The sequence below is a fragment of the Paenibacillus sp. JT22N7 genome, from assembly GCF_059383875.1.
In genome coordinates, this window is sequence record NZ_JBXENY010000001.1 from 278,825 (window position 1) to 302,564 (window position 23,740).

Genomic DNA, 23,740 nt, shown 5'->3' on the forward strand with positions numbered 1-23,740 from the left:
AGTCTTAGAAAATCAAGTAACGAGCCTATAGGTTTGTGCATATATTGCCTAAGACAAATCAGGTGGAAGAAGGAGAGGGCAATGGCGAAAAGCAGAAAACCAGGTAGCTCAAGAAGAAAAAGGCCGCTTTTTTACGTTGATAATCCGAATGCTTCTGAATTGAAATGGCTCGATGAATTAAATAGCAAAAAGGCGCAAGCCCAAGCAGCCCAGAAGCAGGCTGAAACTAAGCCAGCGAATGCTGGGGAGACAAAGTCGGTAAGCATCAATGCGATTGTGGTACCTGAAGCGTCATTCAGCATTGACCAGCTGCAAGATGAAGAAGGAGAGCTGCTGCCAAACGAGGCTGAGACAGAACCGCAAAGTATTCAATTGGATGGGAAACAAGAATCGTCGCAAATATTTAAGCAAGAGGCGCCACCACAGAATGTGCAGGAGGAACTGGTGCTGGACGTTGACCAGCCATTTGAGCTTGCATTTGCCAGTACCCATGAAGAGATTGCTGAACTGAGTCATGAAGAGAATGTTGGACTGAGCCATGAAGAGAAGCTGGCGTTGGTAGCGGAGAAACAAAATCCTGAGCTTGGCGGGCCGAATCCATTTATTTATACCGACGATTTAGTGGATGGTTCGGTTACGGGCGACAAAATTGCCCCAGCTTCAATTGATTCCACAAAGCTATGTGCGGGTAGCATAGATTCAGCAGCGGTGCAGGATTATGCGATTGAAGCGATTCACATTGCTAAGGGAGCTGTATCCGGCACCAAAATCGCACCAGAAGCGATAATATCGGAACATCTGGCAAACAATGCTATCGCAGGAGCAAAGCTGGCAGATGGCTCCGTAACGGGAGAGAAGCTGCAAAATAACAGCGTAACTTCCGAGAAGCTCGCAGATCGTACGATCGGTTCCGACAAATTTGCCGATGGCTCGATTGAAGCGAGGCATTTGAAACGGCTGTTAGTAACGGAAGAATTGCTTGGACAGCAGTCTGTCACCGCTAGCAAAATCAAAAGCGGAGCCGTCCGTCCTGAGCACCTTTCGAATGATGCAGTAAACAATTCCAAGCTCGCCGATGGAGCTGTAACCCGCTCCAAGCTGCGTGATGGCTCTGTGCATACGGAGAAGCTAGCCCCAGAGTCCATCGATTCCGTGCATATTAAACCTGGGGTGTTGCTCGCTGAGCATGTTGCCGTCGGAGTAATATCGGGAAAGCATTTGGCCCCAGGCGAAATAAGCGCCCAGCATCTGGAAGCCGGCGTGGTCGGAGCAAGGGAATTGCAGCCGAACGCAGTAGACGCCGAGCGTCTAGCAAGCGGAGCGGTGTCCAGCGCTCATTTGCAGGCGGGGGCCGTTCTGGGGCAGAATATCTCACCGCGCCAAATCGAAAGCGGACATCTCGTTGATCAAGCTGTAACAGCCTCCAAGCTGATGGATCAATCCGTATCGACAATCAAGCTGGTTGATCATGCCGTCACTGTTTCCAAGCTTTCGGAGCAAAGTGTAACTGCGGCAAAGCTCGCCGATGATGCTGTGCAATCCCGACATTTGAGCCGTTTCAGCATAACATCTGAGAAAGTAGCGGACGGACAAATACACAATCGTCATTTGGCGGTAAATACCGTATCTGGCGTCCAGCTGCGGGAAGAGGCGGTTGGTACGGAGCATTTGCGCAGCGGTTCCGTCACAGATGAGAAAATTGCGCCGGGAGCGATTCGGGTGCAGCATTTGACGGATGCGGCTGTTGGCACCAGACAGCTTGCGGAACAAAGCGTCACCTCGGCAAAGCTGGCTGCTGGAGCTGTATCTGCTGCGCATCTTGCAGATAATTCGGTAGATACAAAGCAATTGCGTGATGAAGCGATCACGTTTCACAAAATCGCGCCGGAAGCGCTGCGGGCGTACCATTTTGCAAATGGAGCTGTTACGGGAGAGGCTGTGTCGCCTGAAACGATAACGGCTAATCATTTACAGCCGCATATTATTCATGAGAAGCATGTAGCGAATGAGGCGATTACAACTCGAACGCTCCATGATGGCGCCGTGACGAGCGCAAAGCTTGCTTATGAAGCTGTGACAGAAAGATATATTGCGCCTGGCGTTGTATCTTCCCATCATTTGGCAGATCACAGTGTCAATTCTCTCAAGCTTTCCCCGGAAGCGGTGACGTCGGATAAGCTCGCGGATTACAGTGTAACGGGAGCAAAGCTTGCTGAAGCAAGTGTGACAGGAACTAAGCTTGCCCCAGGAACCATTCAAGGTGAGCACATCGCTCCAGCCGTTATTGATGGCATGCACATTCAGCTAGGCTCGCTTAAGAAAGAGCATCTGCAAAGCGGGATTATTGTGGCCTCCCATTTGCAGCCTGGAGCGGTTGGAAGTGAGCAGGTTGCTGACTTAGCGATTCACTCAGCGAAATTGGCGCTGGATGCTGTGAATCCGAAGCACATTGCAGGCGAAGCGATTCACAGCCGTCATTTATCCAATGGATCGGTGCTGGGCATTCATGTGCAGGAAGGCAGCATCCGCGATGTTCATTTAGCGGAAGGAGCTGTGACAGCGGCGAATCTGGCGGAAGCAAGCGTTGCAAGCGAGCATATTCAGGAGGCGGCAATCACCAGCGCAGCGCTCCAGCCGCTTATTATCAGTACGGAGCATTTGCAAAGTCAGGCGGTGACTGCTGAACAACTGGCCCCGCTTTCCGTAGGAGAAAAGCATATTCAGCCATATAGCATCAGCGAGGAGCATTTGGCTATAAACAGCGTAGCCAGTGCTAATTTGCAGGATGGCAGTGTGACTGAGGCAAAGCTTGGCAAGGATTCCGTATCTGGGGACCATTTGCAGCTGGAGACGATAGCCGGCAAGCATCTTCGTGCCGAAACGGTGCAGGGCTATCATATTCGAAAAAACTCGCTATCTATAGCGCATCTCGCAGCCGATATTATTACGGTTGACCGTGCCGAGGATGAGAGCATTTTTGGAAGCAAGCTCAAAAATGGCTCAATCCGAGCTGAGAAGCTGGCGGATGGCTGCGTCACGACGGGGAAATTAGGTGAAGCGAGTGTGACGGCGTCGAAGCTGGCCTTTGCCAGCGTAAGCAGTGAAGCGCTGGCGGAAGGAGCCGTAATCGCCGAACATCTGACAGCAGAGAGCGTAACGAGCGATAAGCTAGCAGACGGCAGTGTCACGACGGAAAAGCTGGGCGATGCAAGCATAACGCGGTCGAAGCTGGCTTTTGCGAGCGTAAGCAGTGAGGCGCTGGCAAAAGGAGCTGTGAAGGCGGAGCATCTGTCGACAGACAGCATAACGAGCGACAAAATCACGTATGGAGCTGTTGCCGCTGAGCATTTGGCGACGGATAGCGTGACGAGCGATAAGCTGGCAAATGGCAGTGTCACGACGGAAAAATTAGGTGAAGCGAGCATAACGGGTTCGAAGCTGGCCTTTGCGAGCGTGAGCAGTGAAGCGCTGGCGGAAGGAGCCGTAATCGCCGAACATCTGACAGCAGAGAGCGTAACGAGCGAAAAGCTAGCAGACGGCAGTGTCACGACGGAAAAGCTAGGCGATGCAAGCATAAAGCGGTCGAAGCTGGCTTATGCGAGCGTAAGCAGTGAAGCGCTGGCAAAAGGAGCTGTGAAGGCGGAGCATCTGTCGACTGCCAGCGTAACGAGCGACAAAATCACGTATGGAGCTGTTGCCGCTGAGCATTTGGCTACGAATAGCGTGACGAGCGATAAGCTGGCGAATGGCAGTGTCACGACGGAAAAGTTGGGCGAAGCGAGCATAACGGCGACGAAGCTGGCCTTGGCGAGCGTAGACAGTGAAGCGCTGGCGGAAGGAGCCGTGAAAGCAGAGCATCTGTCGACGGACAGCATAACAAGCGACAAAATCACGTATGGAGCTGTTGCCGCTGAGCATTTAGCGACGAATAGCGTGACGAGCAATAAGCTATCAAATGGCAGTGTCACGACGGAAAAGCTGGGCGAAGCGAGCATAACGGGTTCGAAGCTGGCTTATGCGAGCGTAGACAGTGAGGCGTTGGCGTATGGGGCCGTTAAGGCGGAGCATCTGTCGGCAGAGAGCGTAACGAGCGAAAAGCTAGCAGATGGTTGCTTCTCAACGGAAAAGCTGGGCGAAGCGAGCATAACGAGGTCGAAGCTGGCCTTTGCGAGCGTAGGCAGTAAGGCGCTGGCGGAAGGAGCCGTAAAAGCGGAGCATCTGTCAACAGGCAGCATAACGAGCGACAAAATCACGTATGGAGCTGTTGCCGCCGAACATTTGACGACGGATAGCGTGACGAGCGATAAGCTAGCGAATGGCAGTGTCACGACGGAAAAGCTGGGCGAAGCGAGCATAACGGGTTCGAAGCTGGCCTTTGCGAGCGTAGACAGTGAAGCGCTGGCGGAAGGAGCCGTGAAGGCAGAGCATCTGTCGACGGACAGCATAACGAGCGACAAAATCACGTATGGAGCTGTTGCCGCTGAGCATTTAGCGACGGAAAGCGTGACGAGCGAAAAGCTATCGAATGGCAGTGTCACGACGGAAAAGCTGGGCGAAGCGAGCATAACAGGTTCGAAGCTGGCCTTGGCAAGCGTAGACAGTGAGGCGTTGGCGGAAGGAGCCGTTAAAGCAGAGCATCTGTCAACAGGCAGCATAACAAGCGACAAAATCACGTATGGAGCTGTTGCCGCTGAGCATTTGGCGACGAATAGCGTGACGAGCGATAAGCTAGCGAATGGCAGTGTCACGACGGAAAAGCTGGGCGAAGCGAGCATAACGGGTTCGAAGCTGGTCTTTGCGAGCGTAGACAGTGAGGCGTTGGCGGAAGGAGCCGTGAAGTCGGAGCATCTGTCAACAGGCAGCATAACGAGCGACAAAATCACGTATGGAGCTGTTGCCGCTGAGCATTTGGCGACGGATAGCGTGACGAGCGATAAGCTAGCGAATGGCAGTGTCACGACGGAAAAATTAGGTGAAGCGAGTGTAACGCGGTCGAAGCTGGTCTTTGCGAGCGTAGACAGTGAGGCGCTGGCGGAAGGAGCCGTGAAGGCGGAGCATCTATCGGCAGAGAGCGTGACGAGCGATAAGCTAGCGAGTGGCAGTGTCACGACGGAAAAATTAGGTGAAGCGAGTGTAACGAGGTCGAAGCTGGTCTTTGCGAGCGTAGGCAGTGAAGCGCTGGCAGAAGGAGCCGTGAAGGCGGAGCATCTATCGGCAGAGAGCGTAACGAGCGAAAAGCTAGCGGATGGCTGCTTCACAACGGAAAAGCTGGGCGAAGCGAGCATAACGGCATCGAAGCTGGCCTTTGCGAGCGTAGGCAGTGAAGCGTTGGCAGAAGGGGCTGTGATCACCAAGCATCTATCGGCAGAGAGCGTAACGAGCGAAAAGCTAGCGGATGGCTGCGTCACAACGGAAAAGCTGGGCGAAGCGAGCATAACAGCGACGAAGCTGGCATTTGCGAGTGTAGGCAGTGAGGCGCTGGCGGAAGGAGCCGTGAAGGCGGAACATTTGTCGACCGACAGCGTAACGAGTGACAAAATCACGCATGGTGCTGTCACCGCCGCGCATCTAGCGCCTGCCAGCGTAACGGTATCGGCTCTTGCATTTTCGCCAATCGTTGGTCGGAGGGGCAGCATTAGCAAGCAGCAATTTGGGTTATGCCCGTACAGCTTTCCTCCTGAGAAACAGCAGTTAGAGCAGGTTATTCTTTTTGACGAACCGTTCGCAAGCAATCAATATGTGCTTACAGCAACGACCGATCACCCGGCCTGCTATGTATGCATTCAAGCGAAGGAGCCGGGGCATGTCATCCTATCCATTAATCGCCGTTTTTTCAGTGAGGCTTTCATCGGCACCATCAACTGGATTGCAATCGGACAATAAGGTTTGCTTAAAATGCCATCAGCGATTTGCTGATGAGATGCTGTAATTTAGCACGGAAAAAAATTCCTCTCACGCAAGGCGCGAGGGGAATTTCTTTTTTTTACTGTTAACCGCCTACTGCCGTTGATATGGGTGCGGGACAGACATCATGGGAGTTGTACATTTGCCGTTGCGCAGATGATGGAGGTACATACAATGTGGTGTAATTACGTTGCAGCACCATTTTGAACTATAGGCGTATACCGAGGTGAACAAAGCGGATGAAGAAAGCGAAGGGTGCAAAGGGGAAAAAAGCCCGGAATTTCCGCGCTGTGAAAAAGCCGCATCCCGCCCAGAGCGGTGCGGCCGCAGACGAATATGCCGGAGAAGCGCAGCCGATGCAGTCTCCAGTCGTATCCGTTATTATTCCCGTTATGAATGAACGGGCTACCATTCGAAGGGTTATAAGGGAGGCGGCGGGTGTCCATCCCCGGACTGAGGTTATCGTCGTTGCAAATGGCTCGACGGATGGTTCAGCCGAAATTGCCAGGCGTGCAGGAGCACGAGTGCTCCGTTATGAAAAGGCGCTTGGCCATGATGTTGGACGAAGCGTTGGAGCGCGGGCTGCCCTAGGTGAAGTATTGCTGTTTGTGGATGGAGATATGGTCATCAGCACCGCACAATTGCGGCATTTTGTCTATGCAGTACTGCATCGCGGCGCAGATGCTGCTTTAAATGATTATACCGGTCCCGTGGACAAAACCACTGTGCACAGCGTCGTGCTTGCGAAGCACACGCTCAATATTGTGCTGGAACGCCCAGATTTGAAAGGAGCTTCCTTCACAGCAGTCCCCCATGCCATAAGCAGGCAATGCTTGTCTCTAATCGGAGCAGAGGCGCTGTGCGTCCCACCACTTGCCCATGCGAGAGCGATTCGGCTTGGTTTGAAGGTTGAAGCTGTGCATACGGTCAATGTTGGCAAAATAAACAGGCGCAGGCCGCAGCGCGAACGGCGCAGCCCGTTGGAGCATCTCATTGTGGGGGATCATTTGGAAGCGATCCACTGGCTCATTACACAATCTAATGAACGTGGCGGCTTTGAGGATTACCGTCGCTGTCGCGAGTTTGCGCTTTAGGCTATGGCTAAAGCGGCATGGAGGTTAAACCGTGAAAGCAGTCATTTTGGCAGGAGGAACAGGGACGCGGCTAAAACCGCTGACTACATTAATGAATAAGCATATGTTACCTGTAGGCAAGCATCCGATGATTTTTTATGGCATCGATAAGCTGCATCAGGCAGGCATTACAGAAATGCTGCTCGTGACAGGACGGCAGTCGATAGGTTTGTTTGCGGAGTATTTAGGAAGCGGCCGCGAGCTTGGTGTCTCGCTGACTTACCGTATTCAGGAGGAAGCGGGCGGCATCGCGGAAGCGCTGGAGCTGGCGCGCGATTTTATACGGAATGATGAGAAGTTTATCGTGCTGCTCGGCGACAATTTGTTCGAGGATAATTTGGCTCCTTATGTGCGGAAATTTGCCCAGCAGCAGGAAGGCGCAATGGTGCTGCTCAAACAGGTGCCAGACCCCCATCGCTATGGCATAGCAGTGTTTCAGGAAGCGGGACAAATTGCTTATATAGATGAAAAACCAGCTGAGCCGCTATCGGATTTATGCGTAACGGGCATTTATATGTATGATTCCAGCGTTTTTGCAGCGATTGATCGGTTGGAGCCGTCAGGCCGCGGCGAACTGGAAATTACCGATTTGAACAATATGTATGCCCGTGCGGGAACTCTCGCTTCCCATACACTTGCAGGATGGTGGACGGATGCGGGCACGTTCGAATCCTTGCATGAAGCGGCCGCGAGGCTGTTGAAGGAGACGGGAGAATGAGAAGAATAGCGGCAAGAAAGCGGCCCCGCACTACAAAACAATCTCGCGTGCGGCAGCAAGCGTCGTATGCCCAAGGTGTCGAGCAAGGCTATCAGGATGGGCGGCAAGCGGGGCTTACTAGCTACAATGAAAAGTTTCAAGGAACGAGCATCATTATACCGAGCTATAATCAGCTCCAATATTTGAAGCTGTGCATTGAAAGTATTGTAGACCATACGGACCTTGCTTATGAAATTATCGTCATTGATAATGCTTCGACCGATGGGACGGGGAGCTATTTGGCCCAGCTTGATGGCCAGGTGCGCTACCGGGTTTTAAGCGAAAACTATGGCTTCGCTGGGGCAGTCAACAGAGGCATGATGATGGCTAAAGGCACGATGATGCTTATATTAAACAATGACACACTCGTAACCGACAATTGGCTGGACAATTTGTTGGCCTGCTTGAACAGCAATCCGCAAATTGGCATGGTCGGGCCTGTCACCAATTATATTGGCGGGGAGCAGCTGATAGAGGTTCCCTATACGAACGTGGCGGATATGCCGGACTTTGCTAGACTTAATAATGTGCCTGATGCCAAACGCTGGCAGCAGGTTGAACGGCTGACGGGCTTCTGCCTTTTGCTCCGCAGAGAACTGTGGGAGAAAATTGGCTATTTTGATGAAGGCTTTGAAATTGGCAATTTTGAAGATGATGACTATAACATTCGAGTGAAGCTGCTGGGGTATTCGCTTGTCATTGCCCGCGACTCATTTATCCACCATTTTGGCAGCGTCAGCATCAAAGCTTTAGGTGCACAGCTTGAGGAGGTTAATAACCGCAACCTGCAGCATTATATGAATAAATGGGGCAATCCGCATGAACTGGTAAGCGTTATGAAGCATCGTGCTGCCGAGCAGCCTGCACTGCAGGTCGAGCTGGCGACGCTTGGGGAAGCGGCTTATTACCCGGATAGCATTGCGGTTACTTCATTAACTGGTAGAGTGTATTGGATTGAAGGCGGCAGCAGGCGCCCTGTTGAAGGCGAGTTTAGCGGAGAAGCCATTCGCATCGGACAAATTGACATCAGACGCTGGCCGCTGGGCTCGCCGATATCTAGCGAGGAAGTTCATGTCAAGTGGCAGCAAATGCTGGCGATGGAAGGCAGCGACCTTCATGGCAAAACCGTTAGCGGGCTAGATGGTTTTCATTATTATATGCAGCAGGGTCTGAAGCGGAAAATGATAACGGAAGCTGCTTTTGAAGGCTGGGCGCTTAAGGCAAGGCCATCCGTCCAGCTTACATTGGAGCAGCTGCATGCGATCCCAGAGGGATTGCCGATTATACCAACTGTCAAGCTTCGCCAACAACTATAAAATGGTTTTCCGGCCACTGTTTGACGCCAAGTATCACTGTGTATTGCCGTGCATATGCTGTAAATAGCTGCACCAATTCAAGTGGCGGCACAGGGCCAAGCCACAGCCAGAGGGAGGATCGTTGGCCATGCAGCATATCGCAACCGAAATTATTGAGCATTTATCTCATTCCAACAGCCAGGTGGCACGAATGCTGGAGGCAAAGCGCCATGTCACGGTACGAATGGCCGAAATTGTGAAAAGCCTCCCCGATCATCAACCGAATTTTGGCGGCGTAGACGATCTGCTCGGGGAATCGCAATCGCTGTTCGGCAGCGTTATTGCTTATTTAAACAGCATGGCTGAGCTGCAAGAGACGCTGGCATCTCAGCTGTCTTATATGATAAAAGAGCTGAACCCGGGCGAGGAAGAATGACGGAGCGAAAAGGGGAGCGCATGTCATGGACCGAGAGCAAGCCTATATGCGCATGTTGGGCGCTACAGCCAATATGCAGTGGAACGTGGCACTAATTCTGGAAGCGAAAGCGGAGGAAGCGGAGAAGGCCCGCAACTGGATATGCAATCATGTTCATACGGGCACGTTTCCAGGCGACCGTACGCAGCTTAAGCAAACGCTAGTTGTACATGACCAGATGGTCGAGACGATTGAAGGCATTACTAAAATGAGCCAAGGCATCGTATCCGTGCTCAAAGCCGTATTGCAAAAGGATGGAGGGGAAGACGATTCCTCGGGATCGGATTTCCAATTTGGCGGTGGCTTCGGAGGCGGGAATTGAGAGAAATGGTGCGCCGCGAGCGAGAGGTTAAATTGGAGGTGCTGGCTTCGATTGCGCGGAGCCAGCTCGCGCTTGCCCGCATTTTGAACAGCGTGGCTGATGTAGCGGAGCTGGCTCCTCAAACAGCCAAGCGAATTGGTGAAAATGTACGCCTGCTAACCAATATGCAGGAGCAGCTAGCGGAAAGCGTGACGGGTTGGCCAGTGCGCAGCTACCGGGTAAAGAAGGGCAGCCCGCCCAAGCCATGGCTCCGTAACGAGCTGCGAGAAAAGCAGGTGCGGTGGCATCCGCAAGTGAACAGGAGGAATTGGAATTGAGTATGAAAAAACGAGTGTCCGTCCGCAAACGGGCAACGAAACGCTCTGCCAGCAAAGCTGTAACGCGCCGCCCAAAAAGCTCGCGTAAGCGCAGGACAACAGGAAAAAGAACAGGAAGCAGCTCATCGCTGCGCCGCCGCAGGAAAGTGGTCAGACAACGCGTGATGGAGCCGGAGACCTTTAATGAGGGCTTCAACCAGACGTATAATTCCGGCTATAATGCTGGATTTGCGAAAGGTTTTGAAGATGGACATCAGCTGGCATATGAGCAAACGCCGTAACCGGTACGCACCTCGTCATGCTTTACGGAAGTATGCGAACATTATATTTAAATTAGCTCAGCCCGTTTGATGGTTTATTCCGCCATCAGCAGGTTAGAGCTTTTTTTGGATTATTGGCCTGAGGACAAGCTGTGTTCCTATCCATATATGGCAAAAATCTTGGCGGAAAAAGCAGGTTAAACGCCAATTTTTGCGATGCAGGGATAAGTGCCGCTTAGCTGGTCTGTTTTTGACATATACATATTGGAAGCGTGTTGTGCAGCGATTGAAATCGAAGCAAGGCGGTGCAGCAAATGGTGGCCAGAAAAAATAATTCCCGCAAGCAAGTGCGGCAAAATGGGTATGAAACCGGCTTTCATACCGGCTGGCGAGACGGCGCTTGCGAAGCAATAAGCGGACTGTTGCCTCCGCCGGAGCTGACGCCCGTTCCAATGCGAATGCTCTATATTCCGCAAGGATTTGAAGCCATTGACACGGGCCTCATTGAGGCGCTGCAAGCGAGTGTAACCGAGCTTCATGTCGGAAGCGCAGAACAGCTTGCTGAGCAAGCGGCAGCTATTTCCCCCGACATCGTGCTTGTGATGAACGGCCTGCATACTTTTCCAGCCAATCATCTTCAGCAGATCGGCGAGGTCAAGCAGCGCGGCATCCGCACAGCGGTATGGTTCGTAGATGATCCATATATGACAGAGAAGACGGTTATAGCAGCGCCGCATTATGATATCGTGCTGACGCATGAGCTTGGGACACTTGAGCTGTATCGCAGCATTGGCTGCACCAACGTACATTATTTGCCTTTGGCGGTGCATTCCGGCTTGTATCGGCCGCAGCGAAAGGATTCAGCTTTTGCCAGCGATGTTTGCTTTATTGGGCAAGGATTTTGGAACCGAATCGGGCTTCTTGATGCCATTAGCGAGCGGTTGCTGGCAAAGAGGCGCAAAATCTTTTTGTCCGGGGGGCTATGGGAGCGTTTAGCGGCCTATAAGCGGCTGCAGCCGTTTATTCATACCGACTGGTTGAGTGCTGAACAGACGATCCCTTATTATAACAGCGCTAAAATCGTCATTAATATTCATCGAACGACAGAGGCAGGCTCAGACAATTTTAATGCTTTACAAATCCCGGGGCGCTCGATCAATCCGCGAACGTATGAGATTGCCGCTTGCGGCGCTTTTCAACTAACGGATATTCGTGAGGACTTGCCGTATTATTACACGCCTGAACAGGAAATTGAGACTTTTCAAGATGCTGAGGAGCTCGCGGCAAAAATCGATTTTTATTTGAAAAATGAGGAAGCCCGCAGCCGGATCGCAGTTAATGGTCTGCGCCGGACGCTGAGAGACCATACATTCAGAGCACGTGCCGTGCAGTTATTACAGCTTATTATGAGGGAGGGAGAGCCGAATGGCTAAACGATCGGCTTTGCGACAAAGGCAGATTCCGCCTACTGAAGTGGAACTAGGGAGAGCTGCAGGCTACCATGCAGGCTGGGGGGACGGTTATTGGATTGGCCAATGCGAGTCGGTTATTAGCCGTATCCCCCCCATAGTAGGAGTATGGCCTGTACATGTCATGTACGTGTCCACAGGAAAGGGATTTCCTTATTCGCCGCTGGATGAAGCGGTAGCCGCTACGTTATCGGGAATGGTCGCTCAGCTAACTGTCGTGAAGACGGGGGAGCCTGTAGCAGAAATCGCCGCGCAAGCTCGTCCGGATTATGTTATTGTGCTGGATGGGCTGCAGTTTGATGTAGCGCAAATTGATGCCATGCGCGCTTTGGGCATTCGTACAGCTATTTGGTTTACAGATGACCCTTATTACGCGGATATCACGACAACGCTTGCCCCGCATTATGATACCGTGTTTACGCTTGATCGAAATTGTGTAGCGCTTTATCAGGAACGCGGATGTGCCAGTGTGCATTATTTGCCGTTCTGCGTCATGCCTGCCCAGTTCAGGCCGATGAACCCGCAGCGCAGCAAACGCAAGGAGATCAGCTTCATCGGCTCGGGCTATTTGAACAGAGTTCAATATTTTAACGAGGCAGCTTCCTATCTGGCTACCAAAGATACTCTCATATCGGGGATATGGTGGGATCGGCTGGAACATTTCGATAGGCTGCGATCTAAAATCAATCTAGGAGAATGGATGACTCCGCAGGATACGGCGCTTGCTTATAATGCGTCCAAAATCGTCATCAATATGCACCGGGCTCATGATGATGCCTTATTTAACAGCAACAGTCTAGGAATAACGGCGGCTTCGCCAAATCCGCGCACATTTGAAATTTCGGCTTGTGCTGTACTCCAGCTAACGGATGTGCGGGAAGATCTCGTTTCTTTCTACACACCGGGTGTGGAAATTGTGACGTATGAATCTCCGCAGGACATGGTGGAAAAGCTGGACTATTATTTGAATCATGAAAATGAGCGCAAGGAAATTGCCATTCGCGGCATGCATCGCACGCTGAGCGAGCATACTTATGCACATAGGCTGCATGCGATGCTGTCCATTTTATTTTCATAATGAGGCTTGGGGCACACTGTTCTAGCTGCGGCAGCTTAAATGGACCACCGCATAATAACGCCAGATTGCGTAAGTCCGCCTCCAAAACCATATAACAGCAGCAGATGACCCGGCTTCACTCTGCCGTCTTTGACGGCTGCATCCAGCGCAAGCGGAATGGAAGCGGCAGAGGTGTTGCCATAATGCTCAATGCTGGACAGCGCCTGCTGCTCTTCAAAACCGATACGCTCGCATAAAGCATCTATAATACGCTGATTGGCATTGTGCGGAACGAACCAGTCAATCGTCTGAGCGGTGTGGCCGCTGCCGTCCAGCAGCTCTTGAACGCCTGCTGCTACGCGGCTTAACGCCCAGCGATACACTTCCCGTCCATTTTGGACGAGCATGTTATTTTGTGAAAGCTCGAAGCTGCCGATGTGTGGCGCCAGACTGCTGCGGTATACGTGATGCCCCTGCTCACCATCGGTGCTCGCATTTGAAGCGAGTATGTCGCCAGCAGGCAGTGTAGAACCAGCGGTAGACGCACTGCTTAAATCGGCTCCCATCTCCAGCGTTTCAACGAGCATGGCACCGGCACCATCGCCGAATAAAATGCAGGTCGTCCGGTCTGTATAGTCGGTAGCGCGCGAAAGGGTTTCGGTGCCAATAATTAAAATTTTGCGGCAAAGCTTGGAGAGCAATAGGCCATTGGCCATTTGCAGGGCGGACGTGAAGCCGGCGCAAGCGGCTTGCAAATCAGCATTTCCGCAGCCCTTCATGCCGAAAGAAGCCTGCACTCGTGAAGCTACACTTGGGACGAAAGCATCCGGTGTGGAAGTTGCAACGATGATGTAGTCGACATCATGAACGGTTTTGTTATATCTGTGGATTAAATCGCGAACGGCTTCAATGGCCAAATCGCTGGCATATTGCTGTTCTTGGGCTATTCGGCGCTCGCGGATGCCTGTACGTTGAAAAATCCATTCATCCGAAGTATCTACAAGCTTTTCTAAATCTGAATTGCTTAAAATGCGATCAGGTACATAAGTGCCGATAGCCGTTACTGCTGCATGGGATTGTACGAGAGTGGAAATGGTCATGAAAAACAACTCCTTCATAATTTAGTACCAGATGCTAATACCTGATAATAAATTACTCCTCTCCATACATTTTGTCAAGTCCAATTGGTGCATAGTCTGAATCCCGATCGCCCATCCTAATAGCGGGTCATGAGGCCTGTAAACAACAACAAGGGAGGAATACGGCACATGCGTAAAACGAATTTTTTTGCTGTCTTGTCCGCAGGCGCCCTGCTTAGCGCCATGTTGACAGGCTGTGCAGCCAATCAAGGGGATTTGGGAAATAAGAACATTCGCACCAAAATGGTAAGGGAAGATGCAAATGGGAACAGAATGTTAAACGATCGTTTCGCTAACGATCATATGAATGAGAAAAATTACGTAAATGGAAAAAGCATCCGAGGCAATAATATTGTAGGTAGTCATAAAAATTATAAAATGGAAATGAGCGAAGAAATTGCGAAACGTATTGCCAATAAGCATAACGTAAAATCCGCAAACGTTTTGCTGACCGATAACAATGCCTATGTGGCGGTATCCTTTGAGGACAATCTCAAAAATGGCGATAAAAAGCTGATGAGCCGCACCAACTCCAGCTATATGGGCCGTGACGGCTCGAATTACCAACGCCGCATGAACACGATGAGCACAGGCGAAAATGCGCTGACTCAGCAAATTAAAGCCGAAATTGCCAAGGAAGTCAAAAAGGTGAAGCCAGGTGTAGACAATGTCTACGTATCGGCTAATCCCGATTTTGTCGGCCGTATGACGAGCTACATGACTGATGTTCGCAACGGTCATCCGATCCAAGGCTTCCTAGTCGAATTTAATGCAATGGCTGAGCGCTTGTTCCCGGCCAACGCTAACAAAATTGAAACGCGTGGTTACGATGGCAACATGAACTATCGCAGCATGACCGACCGTACAGACCGCGATAATTATACAAATGCCCACAGAAGCAGCCCGATGATTTACGACTAACGTTTAGTGAAAAATAAGGCATGACGCATTCAGCGTGACGCACGTAAAAGCATCTATGATAAAGCAGCCGGCGAATCAGAGCCGGCTGCTTTCGTTTGCGTTCAGCTTAATTTGTCTTTTCTGCCTCACTATTATTTGCTATAATTATGTTAATTTTTAGGAGGTGTCTACTTTGGCCCATTTCATGCGTTTACGTTAATTTGAGGTGCATATGTAATAGTCAAAATGAATGAAGGAGACTATAATCATGCAGCTTAAATGGCAAAAAACGTTCGCGATTATTTTCAGTGGACAAATCTTTTCCATACTAACGAGTTCGATGGTGCAGTTTTCGGTGATTTGGCATTTGACGCAAACGTCGGGGTCCGCTTCGGTTTTAATGATAGCGGGTTTGGCAGGATTTTTGCCACAGGCTGTTTTAGGCTCCTTTATTGGGGTGTGGCTGGACCGCTGGAACCGTAAACTGACGATGATTATAGCTGATAGTGCGATCGCCTTTTTTAGTTTGGTTTTAGGTGTTTATTTCTTTTTTGGAGAACCGAGTTTAGCGTTTGTCTATGTTATTTTAATGGTTCGTTCTGCCGCTTCTGCATTCCATGGGCCATCCTTTCAAGCGGCCATTCCATTATTGGCGCCTGTTGATCAGTTGACGCGTGTAGCGGGCTGGCAGCAGATGGTTTATTCCTTTTCGAGTATAATCGGGCCGGCGCTTGGCATTGCTGTTTATTCAGCGACCTCGCTTGGAACGGTGCTATTGCTTGATGTGGCTGGTGCGCTTATTGCAAATGTCATGTTATTGTTTGTTAAAATTCATCAGCCAAAGCCGGAGGCGACACAAGCTCCCTCTTTTATCAAAGAGTTTAAGCTAGGCTGGGATGCTTTCATTAAAGTAAAGCCCGTAATCGTGATTACGTTGGCTACCGCTATTTTCTCCACTGTGTTTATGCCTTTGGCGACCTTGTTTCCTTATATGACGTTGACTCATTTTGGGCGTGGGGGTTACAGTGCAAGCATCGTTGAAGCGATTTTTGGTATTGGCATGATTGTGGGTGGCGTGCTGCTGTCGGTAGTCGCTTCAAAATGGAAGGACATCACATATATGAGCCTGAGCTTGGCTGTGATTGGTCTGACCTGTTTGCTTAGCGGCGTGGTCAGCAAGGAGGCGTTCATACTGTTCGTCATTGTGTCGTTTTTTATGGGAGCGGCAGCGCCCTTCTTCAATGGGCCATATATGGCGATGATCCAAAGGGCATTTGACCCTTCGATGCTGGGACGTGTGATTTCTCTCGTTACAAGCGTGATGATGTTCTCTTCGCCAATCGGGCTGGCATTAGCAGGACCTGTTGTCGATAAGTATGGCGTACAGGCATGGTTTTTCTGGTCGGGGATTGTCATTATTTTGACCAGTGCTGTCCTATTTGCCTTGTTCCAGCGCATGCGGGTGGAGCAGCCTGCGGTTTTGGAGGGGTAGTAAAATAGAGTAGAGGTTGCCCTAAATGTAGGGCGACCTCTACTCCATTTTTATTCTTCTTATATTACTTTAATTGATTGCTCGGTCTAACGTTTAATTTTTGCATCACTAATGTGATACAATTTCAAGCACACAAACAGGAAATGTAAAGCAAAACTTAAACTTTTAGAAAAGGGGCTATTGATGTGAAAGGCGATTCAAGTGTCTAAAGCCGAAAGAGATGAGAGAAGTTCTAACTTGTTCATATCTACAATAAAACCATAGGCCCTCAGAATATCTAAACCAAGCAAACCTTTATGTGAATTAGGAAGCATTCCTACATCAATCTCAATATGCTCGATTTGAAGAGTATCAATCTGAATTACCCAATGGGCGATTTATATATTTTTCTTACTAGAGGGAGTATGAAAACCGGAGTCGGCCTGTTGCTCCATGCTCAGCACTTGTTCGAGGAAAATTTCATCAAACAATCCAAGGCTGGGGAATAGCAACATACGATTGTTGCTGAAATCACTGTAGCTGTGTGTGATCACAGAGCTCGGGATGATCCCTCCTTTTTTTGAGGACTGAGGTTCCGCTATTGTGGCTATTGTTAAGATTTCAGATAGTAAGCGGACATGAAATCCGCTATTGCCCTCCTTATCCTATCAAAAAGGCTTTTGTCAGCGTATTAGCGGCTCCTGAGTCCGCAACACATGCCATACCCGTGGTTTTGTTGGAATAGAGGCTGCTGTGTCCAACAATTCTATCTTTGTGCAAGGAGCAAGCACGTGGAACGATGCAAATTGATTATTGCTAAAGTAGGCAACGATGAAGGAGAAAGCGCAAGTATCGACGCTCGAGCAGCCTCGGTATTTGCGCTTTTTTTGCATTATAAAAATTTCACAAGTCGTATTCTAAAGCTTATTGCAGGTAGTTTGCGAATTCAGGATAATGAATGTATTTCAAGCTTGAGGCGCTGCTTACGGCACCTGCAAAATGGGTTGCGAAGGTTTTTACGTCGTTTCCTGACGCTGTATACGCTTTCAATATTGGATAGCTGTATTTGGTGGCGGGATTGAAGGTCGTCACCTTACCGGCTGGAGTTGGCAGGGCATAAGGCGTCGCTACCGGCGCATTTTCACCTTTATTTGTATAGGAGCCAACATCTTTGATGGTAGCATTTGAATCAATCGTAATTTCCGTATCCCAATAACCGCTGGATGCTTTCTTGAAATTATGGAATATGTTGGCATCCGAATATACGTGTGCGCCCGAGCCGCCGATAATGGCTGCATAGCCGGCGTCATCCGTGCTTGGCAGCGTCCGCTGAATCAAATTATTTAATACATGCAGTCGGCCATTGCCCGATTGCGGCGTTCTGCGAACGGTCGAATTAAAGTTGTTGAGCATAACTGTCGCATTATTTTTGTTCAGTGCGGTTACTGTGCCGAAAGCGACTGTCCAATAACGGTTAGAAAGCTTGTTGTAGGATATGGTGACATAATCCGGATCAGTGTTGGAATAAACGCTCGTATTGATCCAAATAAATTTTCCGACTTCGCCAACATCAATGCCCAGAGAGGAGGTAAAGGTGTTATGGTCAATCCATACGTTGCGGGACCCGTAGATGGCGACGGTCACAACATCTCTCCTGTTTTTGATTTCAAAGTTGATGTTTTTAATGATGACATTGTTGCTGACGCCCTCTGCCTTAAAATAGTCATCGGTGCGCAGTCGCGCATCTGTCAGCCTGTTGGCTGCAAAGGATCCGATAATCGTCTTATTGGAGGCGATCCGTAAATCGTAAACCTCCGAGTTGGCATTGTCGATATTGCTGGAAATGACGATCGTCAGCGGCTTTATATCGAGCAAGGCGGTTTTCAGCTCGGCAAGCGTATGGACGAAAACCGTTTTTCCCAGCAAGCCGCCGATCGTTCCGGTTTTATTGTACCCGTTCAAATCTTTGGCGAATCCGGCAAAGCCGACAAGTCCGTCTGAGACGAGCTTCCACTTGTGGGTAGTGCTGCCTGCATAGGTGCCTATCATCGTTTTATTTGTCGATAAATTAAGGATAAGTGCCTTCGTGCTGTCAGCTTTGTTTAAGACATGATAGGAAATATAGTCGCCATTAACATCGGTATCGTTGCCAACTATTTTCCACAATTGCTCGTTTCTGTTCGAGTCTGCATAAAGCACGGCCGCTGTTCCATCTGCCAAGGACCAATTAAGCGGAGAGAGCAGCAGGCCTGTTTTTTCATTAATGAGCTTGAAGTACTCTCCATCTGTCGTTTCAAATCGCCATCTTTCGTTGCTTTCTCCATTCGTAGGCCATACGTTCACTTCAGAATTGCTGCTGTAGCCGAGAATGTTCAAGTTCCAGCCTTTGTTGACATTTTCCAGTCTCATCGCTTGATAGGGGTAGGAGCTGGCATTAGCAGCCTCGGCCTTTGGAATAGAAGCAGTGAATGGCCATACACTCAAAATTAGAGCGAAGCAAAGGGTGATGCTGGCGAATCGAAAGGATTTGGACATTTTCAACCGTTACGCCTCCTCGTTCTGGGTTTATGGAAAACGATCTAGTCTGTAAACTAGCTGTTGTCGGTTGCCTCGCTGCAGGCTCTGTTGATTCAGAGCTTGTGCCACCTCCTTATAATGAAAAGAGACTAAAGGGGCTTGGGGAAAAATGGATTTGCTGTGGTATCAGCTTTGCTTCAGAACCAAAAATAAAGACAGCATAGCGCACTATGCTGCCTCGCGAAATACCATAAATGGTAACAACCTATTAGCAAATGGCTTTTGCCAAAGCAATAAAGAAGGGAGAGCCGTGAATTAAATCTGCAGCTCCCCGAGCTTGATTAGCTCGACAACCGCTTGCGAACGACCTTTAACGTTTAATTTTTGCATCACATTAGAGATATGGTTGCGGACGGTCTTCTCGCTAATGAACAGCTGTTGCGCAATATCTCGTGTTGTTTTGTCTTGGACTAGAAGCTCGAATACCTCGCGCTCACGATGTGTCAGTAAAAACTTGCTCTTATGGTCGCTACCTTTCACCTTTTCAGTCACCCCTCCTTGCTTGGGTTTTTATGGTTTAACAAGGTTAAGGGATACAGTCAAAATATAGTATGAATGACGGGTACTAATGGTGCTGTTGGCGGAGAAAATGGGCGCAAGCGGAGAATTTTATGGTATGATAGATGAAAATTTAACCAATCGACGCCGGAGCCCCTGCTGTATATGCTCGCGGTGTTATTCAGGCATGGGAGGAACGAATGAGTAAAATCTTTTTATTTTTCTTCTTGACTTGGCTCACGGGAAATCCGTTTATTGCGATTATCGTGCTGCTGCTTATTTTGTATGCGCTGGATCGCCGATTTGTCGGCTTGACGCCAAGCTTTGTGCGTCCTTTGCGAAGATCGAGCCAGCTCAGAAAGCTGAGACGCCATGTCGATATGGCTCCCAATGATGTGTCCTCCAAACAGGAAATCGCGAGAATTTTAATCGAGAAGAAAAAATATAACGAAGCGTTAGCCTGGCTTTCTCCTATGGAGCATACGCTGGAGGATTCCGCCGAATATTGGGATGACCTTGGCCTTTGCCTGCTGCAAACGGGACAGACGGAGCTTGGCGAAGCGGCCATTAAACGGGCGCTATCTTTAAACGAGCGGGTGAAATACGGCGCGCCGTATTTGCGTTTGGCTGCGTTGTATGCAGGCAAAGATGCATCTCAGGCTATTTCATATATTGAAGCGTTTCAACGCATTCAATCGTCCTCCTGCGAGGCTTACGAGCGCCTTACGGGCATATACAAGACGATGGGCAAGGAGCAGGATGCGAAAAATGCTATCGAGGAAGGCTTGCGCATTTATCGAACGCTGCCGAAATATAAAAAACGCGGCGAGCGAAAATGGGCTCTTCGCCTATGGTTCAGAAGATGGAGCAAGTAATGGCAAAGATTGCAATGCGGCGTTTAAAAAACGTTTATTGTCGTTTGCCTAAAAATCGTACATAATCTAATTAATAGCGTACACGATAGAGGAGCAATACATGCAGCGAAATATCTGGTTTATGGCGATTTCAGTTATTGTGGTCATTATTTTATTGAATAACACAGCTTATTATTTTTTAACGAAAGAATCATTGGAAGATGCGTTAAATCGGGAAGTTGCCGCCGTGGCCAGGCAGATTGAGTTTTCAGTGGAGCAATCGCGGCTAGGGGCGGAGCGTTATCAGGATTTAATCGGCGACGAGCTTCGGGTCGTATCGATTGCTGCCCAATATGCCCTTGATCCCGACGTCGATAAAGTAACGAATGAGCAATTGGTGGAGCTGAGCGCGAAGCTTGGCGTCAACCACATTACGCTGCTTAAACGCGTGAAGGACGATATTTTATTATATAAATCGTCCGATAAAACGCAGCTAGGCAAAAGCACAAAATCTTGGGACCCTTGGTTTATCGTGTTTAACCAGCTGTTTGATCAGCGAAATGTGGAAATCGACTGGCTTGGCAAATCGCTGCCCAACTTTTGGAGCGGTCCATTCGAGGTGGCTTCTACCGATCCAGGCAGCATTTATAAATGGGGCTATTATTTTGACGGGACGACGAATTACATAACCGATCCTTATGTCAGCTACACGAAGCTGGCGGAATACGAGGAGCTGACAGGTGTAGATTCGTTGATTAAGAAGACGATTGCAAGCAATAAAGCGCTTCTGGAAGTTACAGTGCTTAATCCGGAGACGTTTGCGAAAGGCCCTTTTGAGACGGTTCACCCGAATGGCGATGTGCAGGAGCATATTTTGCAGCAGCCGATCTTGTACGGGAGCTATAATTATGTTGCGGACAGCGACGTAGCTAATGTGTCGAAGGCCTTCAACACGAAGCAAAATGTAACCGTCGATGAGGTAGTGGGCGGCAAGCATGTTTTCAAAATGTTCATTCCCGTCTTTACCGAGGACAAAGGACTGAATATTGTGGATGAGAACGGCGTGCCAATGGACAGCTATGTGCTGACGCTGGTGTCCGATTATCAGGTTATTCGTGACCAAATGTCTACGCAGCTGCTGAATATTGCCATCATTATTGTCCTTGTAACGGCGCTTAGCCTAGTGACGGCAGGTGTCGTGATGAACTATTACCGCCGTTCGCGTGATAATGCCGTGCAGGTCACTCAGCAAACGTACGTCGATGAAATCAATCAGATGTTTCAATCGATTCGGGCGCAGCGCCATGATTTTCTCAACCATGTGCAGACGATCCATTCGCTTGCAGAATTGAACAAGCATGAGGAGCTCATTGCGTATACGAAGGAGCTGACGGGCGAAATTCGGCAAATGAACGATATTATTAATATTGGCAATCCGGCGATTGCCGCGCTTATTCGCTCAAAAACTTCGCAGGCGGAAAGCTACCGAATTATGTTTGAGTGTACTTTTACAAGCTTCGACAAGCTGGAAATGGGCGTCAAAACGCTTGATTTGAACCGTATTCTCGGCAATCTCATTGACAATGCCTTCGATGAGACGATGAGATATCCGGAGAGCATGCGAGTGGTTGAGCTGCAAGGCTTGCAGCGAAACGGCTTTCTAGAATTTACGATTACGAATACATGCGAGGATGCTGAGAAGGTGGCGTCCATGCCGCTTTTCCAAGCGGGCTATTCCACGAAGGGTGATCAGGATCACCAAGGGCTGGGTTTGTCCATCGTGAAATCAATTGTAGACAAGTATAAAGGAACAATTGACATTTATGCCGATGGACCTGACCGTCTGACCTTTTTTATAACGATTCCTCATAAAATTTAATCGTTTTGCCCTACAGCAGCTCCTGCTTTTCTCATGAAAGCCAGGAGCTGCTTTTTTTATGGCTAAGCCGTTCTTGTGATTATTTTGAGCATAGCGAGGGAAATACTAGCATTGAAATAATAAGTGCTTGAAAATACATAGACATCTATGTATAATCGCAATATGATAAAACACAACGCATTGTCATTAGTTGCTAAAATTCGAGACAAAGCCAATAAGCTGATTGTAAGCGAGCTGGAAGCGAAGCAAATTACGGGAATAGTACCTTCGCACGGCGATATTCTCATGTTTTTATATCGGGAGAAGCAGCCGCTGTCTGTCAAGGCATTATCGGAGAAAATCCATCGCACACAGCCGACGACGACCGTGCTCATCAACAAGCTGGAGCAGCTTGGGTATGTAGAGCGGACAAAGGACGAGAGGGACAGCCGAGTCTCACTGATCGTTTTAACCGAGAGGGGCCTAGGGCTGGAACCGATTTTTCTAGCTATTTCCCAGCAGGTCAATGACGGGATTTACGGCGGCTTAAGTGAGGAGCAGAGCTTGCAGCTAGAGCAGCTGCTGGAGCAAGTACACAGCCGGTTTTAAAAAATCCAACGATTATTTAGGAGGCATTTTTCTATGAAACATCTTATCGTATTTGCCCATCCGAACGAAGATAGCTACAACCGTGCCATTTTGGACACAGCGGTACAAAGCTTGAAAGCTGAAGGTCATGAAGTAACGGTGCGTGACTTGTATGCGCTGAAATTTCAGCCGGTGCTTACCCTGGAAGACACAGCAGCCATGCGTGCTGGCCAGACGCCTGAAGATATTTTGACAGAGCAGAAGTATGTGACTGAAGCAGATGCGATTACCTTTATTTATCCGATTTGGTGGACGGGTCTTCCAGCCATTATGAAAGGCTATGTTGATCGCGTATTTGCTTACGGTTACGCTTATGCGTATGGAGAAACCGGCATTGACAAGCTGCTTACCGGCAAAAAAGGCTTTATTATTAATACGCACGGCACGCCAAGTGAAATTTACGATCAAAACGGCATGACTGCCGGCATGAAAATGACTTCCGATACGGGCATTTTTGATTTTGTCGGCATAAAGTCCGTTGGACATCTGTTCTTCGGCAGCATTGGCCAAATCGGCGAAGCGGAGCTGAAGGCGAACTTGCAGCAGGTAGAGCAGACGGTTAAGACGGTATTTCAGGCTTAATGAATGATAGCGAGTATGATCTATTCGCCTCTGGCACGACTGCTAATTAAGCAGCTCGGCTAGAGGCTTTTTTTCTAGGCTCTTTCTGGCAGTGATGAGTACAGAAATGAGCAGGAACCTGCGCACCGAAAGGCAGCTTCGTGCATGGACTTTTGGTGGACACAGCGGCCGCTATTCCAGCCGAATCACAGGTTTTGGTTGAGGATGCGGACTCAGTAGACGCT

General features: G+C 49.4%; 19 protein-coding genes. 16 read left to right on the plus strand and 3 right to left on the minus strand.

Translation table 11 applies throughout. The features are described from left to right. The first annotated feature begins 81 nt into the window (after positions 1-81). From AC50Y5_RS01230 to AC50Y5_RS01275, 10 genes are all read left to right on the plus strand, one after another. On the plus strand, positions 82-5,883 hold the full coding sequence (locus AC50Y5_RS01230; RefSeq protein ID WP_494857910.1) for a WIAG-tail domain: 5,802 nt from the start codon (positions 82-84) through the stop codon (positions 5,881-5,883). A gap of 377 nt (positions 5,884-6,260) precedes the next feature. After that, positions 6,261-6,998: a glycosyltransferase family 2 protein gene (locus tag AC50Y5_RS01235; protein ID WP_056032832.1), complete on the plus strand. Its 738-nt coding sequence runs from the start codon at positions 6,261-6,263 to the stop codon at positions 6,996-6,998. 31 nt (positions 6,999-7,029) lie between these two features. Beyond that, complete coding sequence (locus tag AC50Y5_RS01240) at positions 7,030-7,755, plus strand: sugar phosphate nucleotidyltransferase (protein ID WP_056030303.1); 726 nt, start codon at positions 7,030-7,032, stop codon at positions 7,753-7,755. Beyond that, entirely contained in the window at positions 7,752-9,110 is a 1,359-nt protein-coding gene (locus AC50Y5_RS01245) for a glycosyltransferase family 2 protein (protein ID WP_494857913.1), read from the plus strand. Before AC50Y5_RS01240 ends, AC50Y5_RS01245 begins: the two co-directional genes overlap by 4 nt. A 127-nt stretch (positions 9,111-9,237) precedes the next feature. Then, positions 9,238-9,525 (plus strand): hypothetical protein, encoded by a 288-nt coding sequence (locus AC50Y5_RS01250; RefSeq protein WP_056030297.1) that lies wholly within the window; start codon positions 9,238-9,240, stop codon positions 9,523-9,525. A 25-nt stretch (positions 9,526-9,550) separates the two neighbouring features. Beyond that, positions 9,551-9,886, plus strand: a complete 336-nt coding sequence (locus AC50Y5_RS01255; RefSeq protein ID WP_056030294.1) for an alpha-helical endospore appendage domain-containing protein — start codon at positions 9,551-9,553, stop codon at positions 9,884-9,886. Further along, positions 9,883-10,203: a hypothetical protein gene (locus tag AC50Y5_RS01260; protein WP_494857915.1), complete on the plus strand. Its 321-nt coding sequence runs from the start codon at positions 9,883-9,885 to the stop codon at positions 10,201-10,203. Before AC50Y5_RS01255 ends, AC50Y5_RS01260 begins: the two co-directional genes overlap by 4 nt. After that, a complete protein-coding gene (locus AC50Y5_RS01265) occupies positions 10,200-10,484 on the plus strand; it encodes a hypothetical protein (RefSeq protein WP_494857917.1) in 285 nt (94 codons plus the stop codon). The genes AC50Y5_RS01260 and AC50Y5_RS01265 overlap by 4 nt, the downstream gene beginning before the upstream one ends. A gap of 293 nt (positions 10,485-10,777) precedes the next feature. Then, positions 10,778-11,896: a CgeB family protein gene (locus AC50Y5_RS01270; protein ID WP_494857919.1), complete on the plus strand. Its 1,119-nt coding sequence runs from the start codon at positions 10,778-10,780 to the stop codon at positions 11,894-11,896. Further along, complete coding sequence (locus AC50Y5_RS01275; protein ID WP_494857921.1) at positions 11,889-13,010, plus strand: CgeB family protein; 1,122 nt, start codon at positions 11,889-11,891, stop codon at positions 13,008-13,010. The genes AC50Y5_RS01270 and AC50Y5_RS01275 overlap by 8 nt, the downstream gene beginning before the upstream one ends. Before the next feature lie 35 nt (positions 13,011-13,045). On the opposite strand, the gene AC50Y5_RS01280 is transcribed toward AC50Y5_RS01275, so the two are convergent. After that, on the minus strand, positions 13,046-14,089 hold the full coding sequence (locus AC50Y5_RS01280) for a ketoacyl-ACP synthase III (RefSeq protein WP_494857923.1): 1,044 nt from the start codon (positions 14,087-14,089) through the stop codon (positions 13,046-13,048). A gap of 168 nt (positions 14,090-14,257) precedes the next feature. Between AC50Y5_RS01280 and AC50Y5_RS01285 the strand changes: the two genes are divergently transcribed. Continuing rightward, a complete protein-coding gene (locus tag AC50Y5_RS01285) occupies positions 14,258-15,049 on the plus strand; it encodes a YhcN/YlaJ family sporulation lipoprotein (RefSeq protein ID WP_056030278.1) in 792 nt (263 codons plus the stop codon). Between the two features lie 247 nt (positions 15,050-15,296). Then, on the plus strand, positions 15,297-16,520 hold the full coding sequence (locus AC50Y5_RS01290) for an MFS transporter (protein WP_056030275.1): 1,224 nt from the start codon (positions 15,297-15,299) through the stop codon (positions 16,518-16,520). Between the two features lie 903 nt (positions 16,521-17,423). On the opposite strand, the gene AC50Y5_RS01295 is transcribed toward AC50Y5_RS01290, so the two are convergent. Both AC50Y5_RS01295 and AC50Y5_RS01300 read right to left on the minus strand, forming a co-directional pair. After that, the gene (locus tag AC50Y5_RS01295; protein ID WP_494858766.1) at positions 17,424-19,034 is read right to left on the minus strand and encodes an RICIN domain-containing protein; all 1,611 of its coding nucleotides are present in this window, start codon (positions 19,032-19,034) and stop codon (positions 17,424-17,426) included. A 297-nt stretch (positions 19,035-19,331) separates the two neighbouring features. After that, a complete protein-coding gene (locus tag AC50Y5_RS01300) occupies positions 19,332-19,556 on the minus strand; it encodes a helix-turn-helix domain-containing protein (RefSeq protein ID WP_006040330.1) in 225 nt (74 codons plus the stop codon). 218 nt (positions 19,557-19,774) lie between these two features. On the opposite strand from AC50Y5_RS01300, the gene AC50Y5_RS01305 reads away from it, so the two are divergent. From AC50Y5_RS01305 to AC50Y5_RS01320, 4 genes are all read left to right on the plus strand, one after another. After that, positions 19,775-20,449: a tetratricopeptide repeat protein gene (locus tag AC50Y5_RS01305; protein WP_494857926.1), complete on the plus strand. Its 675-nt coding sequence runs from the start codon at positions 19,775-19,777 to the stop codon at positions 20,447-20,449. A gap of 100 nt (positions 20,450-20,549) precedes the next feature. After that, a complete protein-coding gene (locus AC50Y5_RS01310; protein ID WP_494857928.1) occupies positions 20,550-22,307 on the plus strand; it encodes a sensor histidine kinase in 1,758 nt (585 codons plus the stop codon). 162 nt (positions 22,308-22,469) lie between these two features. Further along, positions 22,470-22,895 carry a MarR family winged helix-turn-helix transcriptional regulator gene (locus tag AC50Y5_RS01315; RefSeq protein ID WP_494857930.1) on the plus strand — a complete coding sequence of 142 codons (426 nt, stop codon included), beginning with the start codon at positions 22,470-22,472 and terminating at the stop codon, positions 22,893-22,895. Positions 22,896-22,928: 33 nt separating this feature from the next. Further along, entirely contained in the window at positions 22,929-23,516 is a 588-nt protein-coding gene (locus AC50Y5_RS01320) for an NAD(P)H-dependent oxidoreductase (protein WP_494857934.1), read from the plus strand. The last annotated feature ends 224 nt before the right edge of the window (positions 23,517-23,740 follow it).